Below are 13,963 nucleotides of genomic sequence, written 5' to 3' on the forward strand. Positions count from 1 at the left end.
GGGGCTCCGTCGGTTCGTCAACCGCCGTTTCCACCTCCTGGGACGCCGTGGGAGGTCGGGCACGACGAAGGCCCCGGCCCGCCGCTGGGGGAGCAGCGGCGGGCCGGGGCCTTCGACGGGGGCGGTGCGGGCGTCAGGCCTTGGTGACGTCCTCGATCTCGTCGTCGTCCTCGCGACCGGGGGTCTTGAGGTCGAACGTGGTGATCGCGAAGCGGAAGAGGAAGTAGTAGAGCGCCGCGAAGACCAGGCCGAGCGGGATGATCATCCACGGGTCGGTGGCCTTGTTCCAGGCCAGCAGGTAGTCGATCAGGCCACCGGAGAAGGTGAAGCCGTCGTGCACGCCGAGCGCCCAGGTGACGGCCATCGAGACGGCGGTGAGCAGCGCGTGGATGACGTACAGGGCCGGGGCGATGAAGACGAAGGCGAACTCGATCGGCTCGGTGACACCGGTGACGAAGGAGGTCAGGGCCAGCGACACCATCATGCCGGTGATGGCCTTGCGGCGGTGCGGCTTGGCGGAGTGGGCGATGGCCAGCGCGGCGGCGGGCAGCGCGAACATCATGATCGGGTAGAAGCCCGACATGAACTGTCCGGCGGTCGGGTCGCCGGCGAAGAAGCGGGTCAGGTCACCGTGCACGACGGTGCCGTCGGCCTTGGTGAAGTCACCGGTCTGGAACCAGGCGAAGGAGTTCACGAACTGGTGCATGCCGACCGGCAGCAGACCGCGGTTGACCAGGCCGAAGGCACCCGCACCGAACGCGCCGGCGCCGATCAGGGAGTCGTTCAGGGTCTTGATGGCGTCGCCGATCGGGCCCCAGGTCAGGGCGAAGAGCACACCGACGGCGGTGCCGACGAAGGCCATCAGGATCGGGACCAGGCGGCGGCCGTTGAAGAAGCCGAGCCAGTCGACCAGCTTGGTGCGGTGGTACTTCTGCCACAGCACGGCGGCCAGCAGGCCGACCACGATGCCGCCGAGCACGCCGGGGTTCTGGTAGGTCGGGGCGACCCACTTGCCGTCGGCGATGTGGCCCTCGGTGATCGGGAACGCGGTGAGCACGTTCTTGTACACCAGGAAGCCGACCAGCGCGGCGAGGGCGGTGGAGCCGTCCGCCTTCTTGGCGAAGCCGATCGCGATGCCCACCGCGAACAGCAGCGGCAGGTTGTCGAAGACGCCGCTGCCGGCGGTGGCGAAGACCGAGGCGACCTTGTCCCAGCCGAGGCCGTCCTTGCCGAACACGTCGTCCTGGCCGAGCCGCAGCAGCAGACCGGCGGCGGGGAGCACCGCGATGGGCAGCTGGAGGCTGCGGCCGATCTTCTGCAGACCCTGGAGGAGGTTCTGGCCGAACTTCTTGGCGGGGCTTGGCGTGGCCGGAGCCGTGGCGGGCGCCGGTGCCTGCGCAGACTGACTCATGGGGGTGGGTTCCTAACGGCATGGCGGTCGGTCGGGGGAAGGCACAGGGGGCCGAACCGCGAACTGGTCTACACCACGCGTGGTGTAGACCAGTTTTGTAGCACGGGTGGAGAAGCCGAGGAACCCCGGAAAGCGGTGCCGCCGGGAAGCGCTATGAAATCGAAACCTACTTACCGGACGACGATCATGATTACCCGTCGTGATTGGGATTTTGGCTAATTGCGCAACAAAAGCACAGCGTGCCCGGCCAGGGACGTCGGTCCTTTACGGAAAAGCCGAAGGCCCCCGGACCGACGGGTCCGAGGGCCATTGCGAGACGGTCCGGTGACGCTCTGTTTCAGGCCTTGGTGACGTCCTCGACCTCGGTCTCGTCCTCCCGCCCCGGGGTTTTCAGGTCGAATTTGACGATGATGAACCGGAAGAGCGCGTAGTACACGACGGCGAAGCAGGCGCCGATGACGAGGATCAGCCACGGCTTGGTGGCCAGCCCCCAGTTGATCACGTAGTCGATCAGGCCGGCCGAGAAACTGAACCCGTCGTGCACCCCGAGCCCCCAGGTCACCGCCATCGAGGCACCGGTCAGCAGGGCGTGCACGGCGTACAGGGCCGGGGCGATGTACGCGAAGGAGTACTCGATCGGCTCGGTGACCCCGGTGACGAAGGAGGTCAGGCCGACCGAGAGCATCAGGCCGTAGATCTCCTTGCGGCGGTGCGGCTTGGCGGAGTGCGCGATCGCGAGTGCGGCGGCGGGCAGCGCGAACATCATGATCGGGAAGAAGCCGGACTGGAACTGGCCGGCCGTCGGGTCGCCCGCCAGGAAGCGCGGGATGTCGCCGTGCACGATCGTGCCGTCGGCCTTGGTGAACTCGCCGAACTGGAACCAGACGAAGGTGTTCAGCAGCTGGTGCATGCCGATCAGCAGCAACGCCCGGTTGAACAGGCCGAAGATGCCGGCACCGCCCGCGCCGAGATCGGCCAGGCTCTGCGAGAAGTCGTTGAGGCCGCGGCCGATCGGCGGCCAGACCCAGAGCGCGAGGACGGCGAGCAGCATGCCGACCAGGGCGGTGATCATCGGCACCAGGCGGCGGCCGTTGAAGAAGCCCAGCCAGTCCACCAGCTTGGTGCGGTGGAACCGCACCCACAGCCAGGCCGACATCAGCCCCATCAGGATGCCGCCCAGCACCCCCGGGTTCTGGTACGTCGCGACGGCCGCCTTCGCCGAGGTGTAGTCCACGCACTGCTCGCCGACCGGGACGGTCGGCGGCTTGCAGTGCTCCGGGAAGGCGTGCAGGACCCGGTAGTAGACGAGGAAGCCGACCACGGCCGCCAGCGCCGTCGAGCCGTCCGCCTTCTTGGCCATGCCGATCGCCACGCCGATGCAGAACAGCATCGGCAGGCCGAGCGAGGAGTCCAGCAGGGCGCCGCCGGCCGCGGCGAAGACCTTGGCGACGTTGTCCCAGCCCAGTCCGTCCTTGCCGAACACGTCGGGCTGGCCGAGGCGGTTGAGGATGCCCGCCGCGGGGAGGACGGCCACCGGCAGCTGCAGCGAACGGCCCATCTTCTGGAGGCCGCCGTAGAAGGTGTGCCACCACGTGGTCTGCGGAGCCGTGGCGCCTGCCGAACTCATCCTTCACCCTCCGGGGAGCAGTTGCCCGCCGCTGGCCCCCCGCGGGACCCTCGGGCGGGCCCAGGAACACCCGGGGTCCTTCCTGCGTTCCTCGGAGTACACATATATTGGTGTAGACCACCTTGGGACACAGGCCGCACTCCGGGACATCGGCCCCGCTGATCGTCATCCTCGGGCGGCGATCGGGGCCCTGCCCGCCGGGATGGGCCGAAAGTGGACTAACGTGGCAAACCGGACCGGCGCAGGTGATGCTGGTCGCGCTGCCCGGCAGCGCGACCGCAGCTGAACCCGCGTCAGCCACCGGCACGGACCTCGCCGCACCACGGCCGAGGGACGACCCCCACAGCACAGCGCACGACGGCACCCGGCAGAGCGGCCGGCGGGCCGAGACAGAGGGAGAAACCGAATGGCCAGCAAGGCTGAGAAGATCGTCGCCGGTCTGGGCGGCATCGACAACATCGAAGAGGTCGAGGGCTGCATCACCCGCCTGCGCACCGAGGTCAAGGACGCCACCCTGGTCGACGAGGCCGCCCTCAAGGCCGCCGGCGCCCACGGCGTCGTCAAGATGGGCACCGCGATCCAGGTCGTCATCGGCACCGACGCCGACCCGATCGCCGCCGACATCGAGGACATGATGTGAGCTGAGCCACCCGGGCTCACCCGCCCCGGCCCGCCGCCCCGCTCCGGGGGACGGCGGGCCGCGGCGCACCCGACCGGCCCCACCGTCCGGACCGACTACGCTCAGTGCCTATGTCACGCATCGACGGCCGCACCCCCGAACAGCTCCGCCCCATCACCATCGAACGGGGCTGGAGCAAGCACGCCGAAGGCTCCGTCCTCATCTCCTACGGCGACACCAAGGTGCTGTGCACCGCCAGCGTCACCGAGGGCGTACCGCGCTGGCGCAAGGGCAGCGGCGAAGGCTGGGTCACCGCCGAGTACTCCATGCTCCCGCGCGCCACCAACACCCGCGGCGACCGCGAAGCCGTCAAGGGACGCATCGGCGGCCGCACCCACGAGATCAGCCGACTCATCGGCCGCTCGCTGCGCGCCGTCATCGACCACCGCGCCCTCGCCGAGAACACCATCGTCCTCGACTGCGACGTCCTCCAGGCCGACGGCGGCACCCGCACCGCCGCCATCACCGGCGCCTACGTCGCCCTGGTCGACGCCATCGCCTGGGCCCGTGACAAGAAGCTCCTGCGCGCCAAGGGCCAGCCCATCACCGGCGGCGTCAGCGCCGTCAGCGTCGGCATCATCGACGGCGTCCCGATGCTCGACCTCCGCTATGAGGAGGACGTGCGCGCCGAGACCGACATGAACATCGTCTGCACCTCCGACGGCCGCTTCGTCGAGGTCCAGGGCACCGCCGAGGGCGCACCGTTCGACCGCGACCTGCTCAACCGGCTGCTCGACCTCGGCACCCTGGGCTGCGCCGAACTCGACGAGATCCAGCGCAAGGCCCTCGAAGGCTGAACCGGGCCGGGCCACCGCGCCGTGGACACCAGCGGACGCGCGCGCGGCCTGCTGTACAGGCCGGGCCCGGAGACCGTACGGTTCCCGCAGCACCCCCGCTGCGGGAACCGCGCACCCCCGGCGCGCGTCCCCCACCACGGAACCCGCGCCCCACAGGAGGACCGGATGCCGTCCAGCATCGCCCGCCCCACCGCCCTCGCCGTGGCCGGACTCATCGCGATCCTCCCGCTCAGCATGGTGAGTTGCTCCGCCGCCCAGAAGGCGATCGACTGCGGCAACACCGCCGTGAAGATCACCGGCGACCTCGCCGACGTCACCAAGGCCTACGACAACGCGAGCAACGACTCGGCAGCCGCCGGGAAGGCACTCCAGAAGCTCAAGAGCGACCTGGACCAGATCGGGAAGAACTCCAAGAACACCGACGTCGCCAAGGCCGTGACGGACCTGCAGAAGCAGGTCGACAACGTGCAGCGGGCCGCCGACAGGAACGAGGTCCCCGACCTCAAGCCGCTCGGCGACGCCGCCGGCAACCTCACCTCGGTGTGCACCGGCTGACGGTTCGCCGCCGCTGGGTAGGGTGGGCGATATGTCCACCCGCCTGATCCTCGCCACCCGCAACCAGCACAAGGTCGCCGAGCTGCGCGCCATCCTCACCGACGCCGGCCTGGACGTCGAACTCGTCGGCGCCGACGCCTACCCGGAGATCCCGGACGTCCCCGAGACGGGCGTCACCTTCGCCGAGAACGCCCTGCTCAAGGCCCACGCCCTGGCCCGCGCCACCGGCCTGCCCGCCGTCGCCGACGACTCCGGCCTCTGCGTGGACGTCCTCAACGGCGCACCCGGCATCTTCTCCGCCCGCTGGGCCGGAAAGCACGGCGACGACCGCGCCAACCTGGAGCTGCTGCTCGCCCAGCTGTCCGACATCGACGCCGAGCACCGCGGCGCCCACTTCTTCTGCGCCGCCGCCCTCGCGCTGCCGGACGGCACCGAGCGCGTCGTCGAGGGCCGCCTCCTCGGCACCCTCCGCACCGCCCCCGCCGGCGACGGCGGCTTCGGCTACGACCCGATCCTCCAGCCCCTCGGCGAAACCCGCACCTGCGCGGAGCTCTCGCCGGACGAGAAGAACGCCATCAGCCACCGCGGCCAGGCCTTCCGGGCGCTGGCCCCGGTGGTCAAGGAGCTCCTGGGCTGACGGAAAGTCGGAACGACGAAGGCCCGCCCCGGAGAATCCTCCCGGGGTGGGCCTTCGATTTTAAGGTGCAAGGCTGGTGCGGCCTGAGGGATTCGAACCCTCACGGGGTTTCCCCCACCGGATCCTAAGTCCGGCGCGTCTGCCAAGCTCCGCCAAGGCCGCCTGGCCTCTAGTCTAGGGCTTCGCTTCCGCTGGGAACACCGCGATTCCGTGTGGTGCTCTGCGCTTGTTCTTGTTTCGCCCGCAGTATGTGTCAGTGACGGAGTGGCAGTTCGGGCAGAGCAGCCGGAGGTTGTCCGGCCGGTTGTCCGACCAGTCACCGCTGATGTGGTCGACCTCCAGCGTCATTGGGCGGCCGCGCCACTCGGGGCCGGTGCCACAGTCCTCACACAGCTCGGGTCGGCCGAGCTCGGCCAGTGCGCTGCGGATTCGCGAGCCGGGAAGCCGCTTGGCGTCCGGGGGGCGCTGGACGAGGAGCCGCTCGGCCGGGATTCTGGTGGGGAGTCGCTTGCCGCGGGCATGGGCCTGTCCGGTGAAGTGCGATGTGTCGATACCGAGCTCCTTGATGCGCCGTCCGATGTGGCCCTGGGTGCCGCCGGCCTGGCGCTGTTGGAGGTGCCGCACGACCCCAGCCACGCTGTGCGACGCCGAGACGGCCTCCTGGAGGAGTCCCCGGGTGTAGACGGTTCCGGCTGAGCGGAAGTGCGAGGTGTCGATCCCGTACTCGGTGAGCTTGCGACGCAGGTACTTCCGCCGGTCGCGGTTGGGCTCGCGGCCGAGCGCGACCAACATCTCGTCGAGCGTGGCTGCGGCAGCTGCTGCCTCGACTAGCAGTTCCCTCGTGTACTGGCGCCGTGGGTAAGCGTGTGAGCCCTCGTCGAAGTGCGAGGTGTCGATGCTGCAGTGCCGGAGTCGCCTGCTTAGGTAGTCCTGCGCCCCGCCCGCCATCGGCACGCCGAGCTTGCGCATCATCTCGTTGACGCTGCTGGACTCGGCGGCGAGTGCGGCCAGCAGTTCGCGGGTGTACTTGACCGGCATGGGTCCCCCTGTGAGCTGGTGGAACCCCTTCCCCGGTGTGTCAACGAGCGGTGGATGGTTTGGTTACGGCCTCCCGGATGTTTGGCTGTTGATGACCAATTGGTACAGACCTATTGACCTATGTGGTTCAGACCACATAGCTTCGGCGCCAATTGCAACCCCCCACGTGCGTGCTCCCCCACAGGCATGCGCCGACACTCTCTCCTGGAGGACCGAGTGTTGATCCGAAGCACGGCGCAGCGGCGTCCCACCGCTGCTGTCCGTCGTAAGGGCGCCCGGGCGGGTGTGGCCTCGGTGGCCGCGGCGTCGTTGGCCGGGCTGCTGATGGCGACGCTGGGTGCGGCGCCCTCGCAGGCTTCGGCGGCCGTCGACAACGCGAGCTGTCGCCCCGACGGGCTGTACCGGACGCCCGGGGTGGACGTCCCGTACTGCTCCGTCTACGACACCGGCGGGCGCGAGAAGATGGGCGCGGACCACCAGCGCCGCATCATCGGCTACTTCACCGGCTGGCGCACCGGCAAGAACGGCGACCAGCCGTACCTGGTGAGCGACGTCCCCTGGGACAAGGTCACCCACCTCAACTACGCCTTCGGGCACGTCGGCGGCGACAACAAGCTGTCCGTCGGGACGGACGGCCCGACCAACGAGGCCACCGGGATCTCCTTCCCGGGCGTGCCCGGTGCCGAGCTGGACCCGACGCTGCCTTACAAGGGCCACTTCAACCTGCTGACGAAGTTCAAGAAGCAGTACCCGAACGTCAAGACCCTGATCTCGGTGGGCGGTTGGACCGAGACCGGCGGCTACTTCGGGGACGACGGCAAGCGCGTCGACTCCGGCGGCTTCTACTCGACGACCGTCAACCCGGACGGCAGCGTCAACCAGGCCGGCATCGACACCTTCGCCGCCTCGTCGGTCGACTTCCTCCGCACGTACGGCTTCAACGGCGTCGACATCGACTACGAGTACCCGACCTCGATGAAGGACGCCGGCAACCCGCTGGACTGGCAGCTCGCCAACTCCAAGCGCGGCTCGCTGGCCAAGGGCTACGCGGCCCTGATGAAGACGCTGCGGGAGAGCCTGGACAAGGCCGGTGCCGCCGACGGCAGGCACTACCTGCTGTCGGTCGCGGCCCCGTCGTCCGGCTACCTGCTGCGCGGCATGGAGACCTTCCAGGTGGCGCAGTACCTGGACTACGTGAACATCATGTCGTACGACCTGCACGGCGCCTGGAACAAGTACGTCGGCCCGAACGCCTCGCTGTTCGACGACGGCAAGGACGGCGAGCTGGCGGCGGCCAACGTGTACGGCGCGGCGCAGTACGGCGGCATCGGTTACCTGAACGCCGACTGGTCGTACCACTACTTTCGCGGCGCGATGCCCGGCGGCCGGATCAACGTCGGCCTGCCGTACTACACCCGTGGTTTCAAGAACGTGCAGGGCGGTACCAACGGTCTCTGGGGCACGGCGTCCGCGACCACCTGCCCGGTCGGCTCCGGTCTGACCTCCTGCGGTGACGGCGCGGTCGGCATCGACAACATCTGGAACGACAAGGACGACGCGGGCAAGGAGTCCCCGGCCGGGTCGAACCCGATGTGGCACGCCAAGAACCTGGAGAAGGGCATCCTGCCCGACTACCTCGCCAAGTACGGCGTGGGCGACACCGCGCTGCAGGGCACCTACGCCCGCAACTACAGCTCGGCCCTGGTGGCACCGTGGCTGTGGAACGACACCAAGAAGGTGTTCCTCTCCACCGAGGACGAGCAGTCGGTGGGCGCCAAGGCGGACTACATCGTCAACCAGGGCGCCGGCGGTGCGATGATCTGGGAGCTCGCGGGCGACTACAAGTGGGACGCCGCGGCGAACGGCGGCAAGGGCGAGTACGTGCCCGGTTCGACGCTGACCTCGCTGATGTACGACACGTTCAAGTCGGCTGCGCCGTACGGTGCGACCCGTTCGACGATCGCGCTGCCGCAGCAGACCCTGGCGGTCGACGTGTCGTTCACCAACTTCGCGCTGGGCGACTCGAACTACCCGATCAACCCGAAGCTGCACATCGTCAACAACTCGACGGTGACCCTGCCGGGCGGTACCGAGTTCCAGTTCGACTACGGCAACTCGGCGCCGGGCAATGCCAAGGACCAGTCCGGGTTCGGTCTGCAGGTGATCCGGCAGGACAACCCGGGCCCGGGCAACGTGGGCGGGCTGAAGGGCACCTACAACCGGGTGTCGGTCAAGCTGCCGGGCTGGCAGTCGCTGGCGCCGGGGGCCTCGGTGGACATGGACTTCGTCTACTACCTGCCGGTGTCGACGCCGTCGAACTGGACGGTCAACGTGGGCGGCACCCTGTACGGGATCAAGGGCGACCTGACGCGGGGCGCGACGGATGGCGGTACGACCCCGCCGACCACGCCTCCCACGACGCCGCCGACCACCCCGCCGACCACGCCTCCCACCACTCCGCCCACGACGCCGCCGACCACGCCGGCCGGTTGCGCGGGTGCGCCGGGCTGGGACGCGGGCACCACCTACGCGACGCCCACCAAGGTGTCGTGGAAGGGCCACTACTACCAGAACAAGTGGTGGACCAAGGGCGACGACCCCACGGCGAGCGGCGCGTGGGGAGTCTGGAGCGACCTCGGGGCCTGCTGACCTGACGGCGGTCCGCCGAGGTGAGGGACGCGGTGGCGGTGCACCCGGTCGGGGGGTGTGCCGCCACCGCTTCGTCGTGCGGGGCCGGGCGGCTCAGGCCTCGATCTTGAGGTCGCGCAGCAGCTTGGCGACGTGGCCGGTGGCCTTGACGTTGTAGAGCGCGCGCTCGACCTTGCCCTGCTCGTCGACGATGACCGTGGAGCGGATCACGCCCTGGTAGGTGCGGCCGTAGTTCTGCTTCTCGCCGTAGGCGCCGTACGCCTCCAGGACCTTGTTGTCCGGGTCGGAGAGCAGGGTGACCTTGAGGTTCTCGGTCTCGCGGAACTTGCCGAGCTTCTCCGGCTGGTCCGGGGAGATGCCGATGACGTCGTAGCCGGCGCCCGCGAAGACCTCCAGGTTGTCGGTGAAGTCGCAGGCCTGCTTGGTGCACCCGGGGGTGAGCGCCTTGGGGTAGAAGTAGACGATGACCTTGCGGCCCGCGTGGTCGGCGAGGGACACCTGGTTGCCGTCGGCGTCGGACAGGCTGAAGGCGGGCGCGGTGTCGCCGGGCTGGAGACGCTCAGTCATGGGTGGACTCTCCTGGTGCGTGCTGCTGGGACGGGCGGTCGTACCACGGCAAACTTACCCCCGATGGTGGGTGGGGCCGCGCGGCCGTGCGCGGCAGCTGACACACTGGGTCAGTCGCACAGATCGCAACGGATCGCACAGATCAACATCGGCAAGTGAATGGGGTGGCCCTGGTGGGCGAGGCGAGCACGCAGGACAAGTCGGCGCGGACGGCCGCCCAGATCGAGGCGGACATCGCGAGCACCCGCGACCGGCTGGCGGAGACCCTGGACGAGCTGGCCGTACGCGTTCACCCGAGCACGATCTCCGCCCAGGTCAAGGCCAGGGCGGCGGCAGCCGTCGAGGAGAAGGCCGGGCGGGCGTACGTGGCCGCCAGCGGCATGGTGGACAAGGTCAAGGCGCAGTTCGTGGACGAGAAGGGGCAGCCGCGCCCGGAGCGGATCGTCCCGGCCGCGCTGGTCGGCGTCGGCCTGGTGCTGCTGGTCGCCTCGTCCCGCAAGCGCCGCAAGGACTGACGCGAGGACCGGGACGGGAGCGCGCGAGCGCGGGTGAGGGCCGGGCGCGGTGTGCGCCCGGCCTTCCGCATGCCGGGGCAGAGTCACACTCCGCGCCCGGGGACGGTACCTTCGGGACTGTGAGTACGAACGACGAGACCCACTCCGACCACCCGCACGTCCGGCACGACCGGCTGGGCGAGAAGCTGCCGATCCGGATGCTGCACGACCGCGTGCTGGTGCGCATCGAGGGCGGCGAGGGCGAGCGCCGCTCGACGGGCGGCATCCTGATCCCGGCGACCGCGGAGCTGAGCAAGAGGTGCACGTGGGCGGAAGCCGTGGCCGTCGGCCAGAGCGTGCGCTCGGTGGAGCCAGGCGACCGGGTGCTGTACGACCCGGAGGACAAGCTGGAGGTCGAGGTCCGGGGCGCCACCTACGTGCTGCTGCGCGAGCGCGACCTGCACGCGGTGGCGGCGACCCGCTTCGGTGACACGGAGGGTTCGACCGGGCTGTACCTGTGACCGGGCTGTACCTGTGACGGGGTGGTGGGCGGCGCTCAGGCCACCAGTGCGCCGCCGTCCACGGTGACGACGGTGCCGGTGGCGAAGCGCTGCTCCATGAGGTAGGCGTAGGCCTCGGCGGCCTCCTCGGGGTCGCCGATCCGGCCGAGGGGGAGGGCGGCGGCGGTCGCGGCGTAGAGCTGTTCGCGATCGGTGTCCGGCAGGCCGGACCAGAGCGGGGTGCGGACCATGCCGGCCCGGACGGCGTTGATCCGGATCGGGGCGAGTTCGACGGCCAGAGCCCGGACCAGGGACTCGATCGCGCCGCAGATGCTCGCGGCGACGCTCCAGCCCGGTCCCGGCCGCAGGCCCGCGGTGCCGGAGGTGAGGGTGACCGAGCCGCCGGGGCGCAGCCGGGGTGCGGCGGCGCGGACGGCGTCGAGGGCGCCGAAGTAGCGCAGGGTGAAGAAGCGGCGGGCGGCGTCGAGGTCGAGGTCGTCGAGGGGCATCAGGGCGAGTGGTTCGCCGGCGGTGAAGACCAGGTGGTCGAGGGGGCCGAGGCGGTCGAAGAGGTCGGTGACCCGGTCGCTGTCGGTGAGGTCGGCGGTCTCGGCGGTGGTGCCGGCGGGCAGGGTGGCGAGGGCGCGTTCAGTGCTGTCGGTGCGGCTGGAGACGACGGTGACCCGGGCGCCGCGGCGGGCGGCGAGGTCGGCGGTGGCGAGGCCGATGCCGGAGGTGCCGCCGAGGACGACGACGCGCTGGTCGGTGAGGGGCATGGTGGTGCCTTTCGGGCTGCGGGAGCGGTTCGGGGGAGGTGGTTCGATCCTGCGTCGCGCGGGCGGTGGCGTCCAAGACTTGTTCCGTCCGCTGTCATACCCTCGGGGTATCAGTCGAGGTGGGGAGCCGGAGGGCGGGCGATGGACGTCGATCTGCGGAAGCTGCGGTACTTCGTGGCGGTGGCGCGGCAGCTGCATTTCGGGCGGGCGGCGGCGGAGTTGCACATCGCGCAGCCGGTGTTGTCCCGGCAGATCCGGGCGCTGGAGGCGGAGTTCGGTGCGCAGCTGTTCCGGCGGGATCGGCGGTCGACGGAACTGACGTGTGCGGGGCGGCAGTTGCTGGAGGACGCGCCGCCGTTGCTGGCGGCGGCGGAGGCGTTGCGGCGCCGGGTGGGGCGGTCGGCGGACGACCGGACGCGGTTCGTGGTGGGGTTCATGCCGGGGATCACAGTGACGGCGGTGGCGCGGGCGATGTGCGGGCGGCATCCGGGGCTGGCGGTGGACGTGGTCCGGACGTCCTGGCGGGACCAGGCGCAGGTGGTGCTGGACGGCCGGGTGGATGTGTCGTTCGTGCGGTTGCCGGTGGACCAGCGGGGGCTGGCGCTGCGCCCGTTGTTCGCCGAGCCGCGGGTGGTGGCGTTGCCGGCGGGGCACCGGTTGGCGGGTGAACCGTCGGTGCGGATGGCGGAGTTGGGTGATGAGCGGCTGCTGCAGGATCCGGACGCGGTGCCGGAGTGGCGGGATCTGCCGGTGCCGGCGGGGCGGCGGCCGGAGCGGGCCCGGCCGAGTGCGGACACCGTGGAGGAGAAGCTGGAGTACGTGGCGGCGCACGAGGGGATGGTGGTGCTGCCGCTGTCGGTGGCGGCGTTCTACACCCGCTCGGACGTGGTGCACGTGCCGATCTCGGACATCGCGCCCAATCGGGTGTGCCTGGCGTGGGCGGCGGGGCGGACGTCGCCGCTGCTGGCGGAGTTCGCGGAGCTGGCTGCGGAGCTCGCCGCCGGCGGCGCCGGGCCGGAGTTGTCGGTGGCAGGGCCTAGGGTCGCGCCATGACGAGGCGTGTGCCGGTGATCGGTGACGGGGAGCGGCGGGCCCGGTTGGGGCGGCGGCAGTTGTTGGCGCCCTCGGTGCGGGCGGCGCGGGTGGAGGACGTGGCCGACGCGGTGGTCGGGCTGCACGCGACGGATGCGGCGACGGTGTACCTGTCGGCGTGCGCGCGGCTGGCCGGTCCGTCGGCGGCGGAGGTGGACCGGGCGCTGTACGAGGACGTCTCCCTGGTGAAGCTGCTGTCGATGCGGCGGACGATCTTCGCGGTGACGGAGGGCTTCGCCCCGTACGTGAGTTCGGCGGCGGCGCGGGCGATCGCGCTGAAGGAGCGGGCGACGCTGCTCAAGCACCTGCGGGACCACGCCGAGGGCTGGAGCGAGGAACGGCTGGCCGGGACGGAGCGCGAGGTGCTGGCCGCGCTGGCGGCGCGCGGCGAGGCGACGACGAAGGAACTCGGCGACGACGTCCCGCAGTTGCGCGAGACGATGCTGATGTCGGCGGGCAAGGCGTACGAGGCGAAGCAGAGCGTGGGCAGCCGGCTGCTGCGGGTGCTGGCCTCGGACGGGCACGTGCGGCGCTGCCGGCCGCGTGGCTCGTGGCTGAGCAGCAGCTACCCGTGGGCGCTGGTGCCGCAGTGGCCCGACGTGCCGGTGCGGGAGGCGAAGGCGGAGGTGGTGCGCCGCTGGCTGGCCGCGTACGGTCCGGCGACGGTGGAGGACGTGAAGTGGTGGACGGGCTGGACGCTGGGGGACGTCCGCAAGGCGCTGGCGGACGTCGACGCGCAGGGTGTGGAGCTGGCGGGCGGTGCGGCCGGGCTGGTGCTGCCGGGCGATGAGGCGCCGGTGGCGGAGCCGGAGCCGTGGGCGGCGCTGCTGCCGGCGCTGGACCCGGCGGTGATGGGCTGGCGCGGGCGGGACTGGTACCTGCGGCCGGAGGACGTGCCGTCGCTGTTCGACCGGGCGGGCAATGCCGGGCCGACGGTGTGGTGGTGCGGTGAGGTGGTGGGCGGCTGGGCGCAGCGGGCGGACGGCGAGGTGGTGTGGCGGCTGTTCCGGGACGTCGGGGCGCAGGCCCGGGGGGCGGTCGAGGCGGAGGCGGAGCGGTTGGCGGGCTGGCTGGGCGAGGTGCGGGTGACGCCGCGGTTCCGGACGCCGGTGGAGCGGGAGTTGGCGGCGAAGCGGTAGCG

The 13,963-nt window shown here is 70.7% G+C and carries 14 protein-coding genes and 1 tRNA gene; 9 read left to right on the plus strand and 6 right to left on the minus strand.

From position 1 onward, the window contains the following. Window positions 1-133: 133 nt before the first annotated feature. Both ACZ3TI_RS20595 and ACZ3TI_RS20600 read right to left on the minus strand, forming a co-directional pair. Window positions 134-1,411: a PTS transporter subunit EIIC gene (locus ACZ3TI_RS20595; protein ID WP_465728106.1), complete on the minus strand. Its 1,278-nt coding sequence runs from the start codon at window positions 1,409-1,411 to the stop codon at window positions 134-136. Between the two features lie 337 nt (window positions 1,412-1,748). Next, window positions 1,749-3,038 (minus strand): PTS transporter subunit EIIC, encoded by a 1,290-nt coding sequence (locus tag ACZ3TI_RS20600; RefSeq protein WP_465728108.1) that lies wholly within the window; start codon window positions 3,036-3,038, stop codon window positions 1,749-1,751. 406 nt (window positions 3,039-3,444) lie between these two features. Here ACZ3TI_RS20600 and ACZ3TI_RS20605 point away from each other — a divergent pair, with 406 nt between their 5' ends. The 4 genes from ACZ3TI_RS20605 (at window position 3,445) to rdgB (ending at window position 5,706) form a co-directional block, all read left to right on the plus strand. Next, window positions 3,445-3,678 (plus strand): PTS sugar transporter subunit IIB, encoded by a 234-nt coding sequence (locus tag ACZ3TI_RS20605; RefSeq protein WP_465728110.1) that lies wholly within the window; start codon window positions 3,445-3,447, stop codon window positions 3,676-3,678. A 110-nt stretch (window positions 3,679-3,788) separates the two neighbouring features. After that, window positions 3,789-4,514 carry a ribonuclease PH gene (gene rph, locus ACZ3TI_RS20610; protein WP_465728112.1) on the plus strand — a complete coding sequence of 242 codons (726 nt, stop codon included), beginning with the start codon at window positions 3,789-3,791 and terminating at the stop codon, window positions 4,512-4,514. Between the two features lie 165 nt (window positions 4,515-4,679). Next, window positions 4,680-5,069, plus strand: a complete 390-nt coding sequence (locus ACZ3TI_RS20615) for a hypothetical protein (RefSeq protein ID WP_465728114.1) — start codon at window positions 4,680-4,682, stop codon at window positions 5,067-5,069. Between the two features lie 31 nt (window positions 5,070-5,100). Continuing rightward, window positions 5,101-5,706: an RdgB/HAM1 family non-canonical purine NTP pyrophosphatase gene (gene rdgB, locus ACZ3TI_RS20620; protein ID WP_465728116.1), complete on the plus strand. Its 606-nt coding sequence runs from the start codon at window positions 5,101-5,103 to the stop codon at window positions 5,704-5,706. 74 nt (window positions 5,707-5,780) lie between these two features. On the opposite strand, the gene ACZ3TI_RS20625 is transcribed toward rdgB, so the two are convergent. Together ACZ3TI_RS20625 and ACZ3TI_RS20630 are read right to left on the minus strand one after the other, a co-directional pair. Then, window positions 5,781-5,868, minus strand: a tRNA-Leu gene (locus ACZ3TI_RS20625). A gap of 12 nt (window positions 5,869-5,880) precedes the next feature. Next, a complete protein-coding gene (locus ACZ3TI_RS20630; RefSeq protein WP_465728118.1) occupies window positions 5,881-6,744 on the minus strand; it encodes an HNH endonuclease in 864 nt (287 codons plus the stop codon). Between the two features lie 216 nt (window positions 6,745-6,960). Between ACZ3TI_RS20630 and ACZ3TI_RS20635 the strand changes: the two genes are divergently transcribed. Beyond that, on the plus strand, window positions 6,961-9,393 hold the full coding sequence (locus ACZ3TI_RS20635) for a chitinase C-terminal domain-containing protein (RefSeq protein ID WP_465728120.1): 2,433 nt from the start codon (window positions 6,961-6,963) through the stop codon (window positions 9,391-9,393). A 93-nt stretch (window positions 9,394-9,486) separates the two neighbouring features. Here ACZ3TI_RS20635 and bcp read toward each other — a convergent pair whose 3' ends face one another. Further along, window positions 9,487-9,960, minus strand: a complete 474-nt coding sequence (bcp, locus tag ACZ3TI_RS20640) for a thioredoxin-dependent thiol peroxidase (RefSeq protein ID WP_465728122.1) — start codon at window positions 9,958-9,960, stop codon at window positions 9,487-9,489. 155 nt (window positions 9,961-10,115) lie between these two features. On the opposite strand from bcp, the gene ACZ3TI_RS20645 reads away from it, so the two are divergent. Then, window positions 10,116-10,475 carry a DUF3618 domain-containing protein gene (locus ACZ3TI_RS20645; protein WP_465728124.1) on the plus strand — a complete coding sequence of 120 codons (360 nt, stop codon included), beginning with the start codon at window positions 10,116-10,118 and terminating at the stop codon, window positions 10,473-10,475. A gap of 197 nt (window positions 10,476-10,672) precedes the next feature. Next, window positions 10,673-10,975 (plus strand): GroES family chaperonin, encoded by a 303-nt coding sequence (locus ACZ3TI_RS20650; RefSeq protein ID WP_049655715.1) that lies wholly within the window; start codon window positions 10,673-10,675, stop codon window positions 10,973-10,975. Between the two features lie 35 nt (window positions 10,976-11,010). Here the strand turns inward: ACZ3TI_RS20650 and ACZ3TI_RS20655 are convergent, their stop codons facing one another. Then, window positions 11,011-11,730, minus strand: coding sequence for an SDR family oxidoreductase (locus ACZ3TI_RS20655; protein ID WP_465728126.1), 720 nt, complete (start codon window positions 11,728-11,730; stop codon window positions 11,011-11,013). A gap of 141 nt (window positions 11,731-11,871) precedes the next feature. On the opposite strand from ACZ3TI_RS20655, the gene ACZ3TI_RS20660 reads away from it, so the two are divergent. Continuing rightward, the gene (locus ACZ3TI_RS20660; RefSeq protein ID WP_465728128.1) at window positions 11,872-12,783 is read left to right on the plus strand and encodes a LysR family transcriptional regulator; all 912 of its coding nucleotides are present in this window, start codon (window positions 11,872-11,874) and stop codon (window positions 12,781-12,783) included. Then, window positions 12,780-13,961, plus strand: coding sequence for a winged helix DNA-binding domain-containing protein (locus ACZ3TI_RS20665; protein ID WP_465728130.1), 1,182 nt, complete (start codon window positions 12,780-12,782; stop codon window positions 13,959-13,961). The genes ACZ3TI_RS20660 and ACZ3TI_RS20665 overlap by 4 nt, the downstream gene beginning before the upstream one ends. Window positions 13,962-13,963 lie beyond the last annotated feature (2 nt).

The organism is Kitasatospora sp. NPDC023120, assembly GCF_055560835.1.

What these genes read in the sequence shown, in the direction of transcription:
- ACZ3TI_RS20600 (WP_465728108.1), bottom strand. Translation starts at nt 3,038, where the DNA reads ATGAGTTCGGCAGGCGCCACGGCTCCGCAGACCACGTGGTGGCACACC.
- ACZ3TI_RS20605 (WP_465728110.1), top strand. Translation starts at nt 3,445, where the DNA reads ATGGCCAGCAAGGCTGAGAAGATCGTCGCCGGTCTGGGCGGCATCGAC.
- rph (WP_465728112.1), top strand. Translation starts at nt 3,789, where the DNA reads ATGTCACGCATCGACGGCCGCACCCCCGAACAGCTCCGCCCCATCACC.
- rdgB (WP_465728116.1), top strand. Translation starts at nt 5,101, where the DNA reads ATGTCCACCCGCCTGATCCTCGCCACCCGCAACCAGCACAAGGTCGCC.
- ACZ3TI_RS20660 (WP_465728128.1), top strand. Translation starts at nt 11,872, where the DNA reads ATGGACGTCGATCTGCGGAAGCTGCGGTACTTCGTGGCGGTGGCGCGG.
- ACZ3TI_RS20650 (WP_049655715.1), top strand. Translation starts at nt 10,673, where the DNA reads ATGCTGCACGACCGCGTGCTGGTGCGCATCGAGGGCGGCGAGGGCGAG.
- ACZ3TI_RS20615 (WP_465728114.1), top strand. Translation starts at nt 4,680, where the DNA reads ATGCCGTCCAGCATCGCCCGCCCCACCGCCCTCGCCGTGGCCGGACTC.
- ACZ3TI_RS20665 (WP_465728130.1), top strand. Translation starts at nt 12,780, where the DNA reads ATGACGAGGCGTGTGCCGGTGATCGGTGACGGGGAGCGGCGGGCCCGG.
- ACZ3TI_RS20630 (WP_465728118.1), bottom strand. Translation starts at nt 6,744, where the DNA reads ATGCCGGTCAAGTACACCCGCGAACTGCTGGCCGCACTCGCCGCCGAG.
- bcp (WP_465728122.1), bottom strand. Translation starts at nt 9,960, where the DNA reads ATGACTGAGCGTCTCCAGCCCGGCGACACCGCGCCCGCCTTCAGCCTG.
- ACZ3TI_RS20655 (WP_465728126.1), bottom strand. Translation starts at nt 11,730, where the DNA reads ATGCCCCTCACCGACCAGCGCGTCGTCGTCCTCGGCGGCACCTCCGGC.
- ACZ3TI_RS20595 (WP_465728106.1), bottom strand. Translation starts at nt 1,411, where the DNA reads ATGAGTCAGTCTGCGCAGGCACCGGCGCCCGCCACGGCTCCGGCCACG.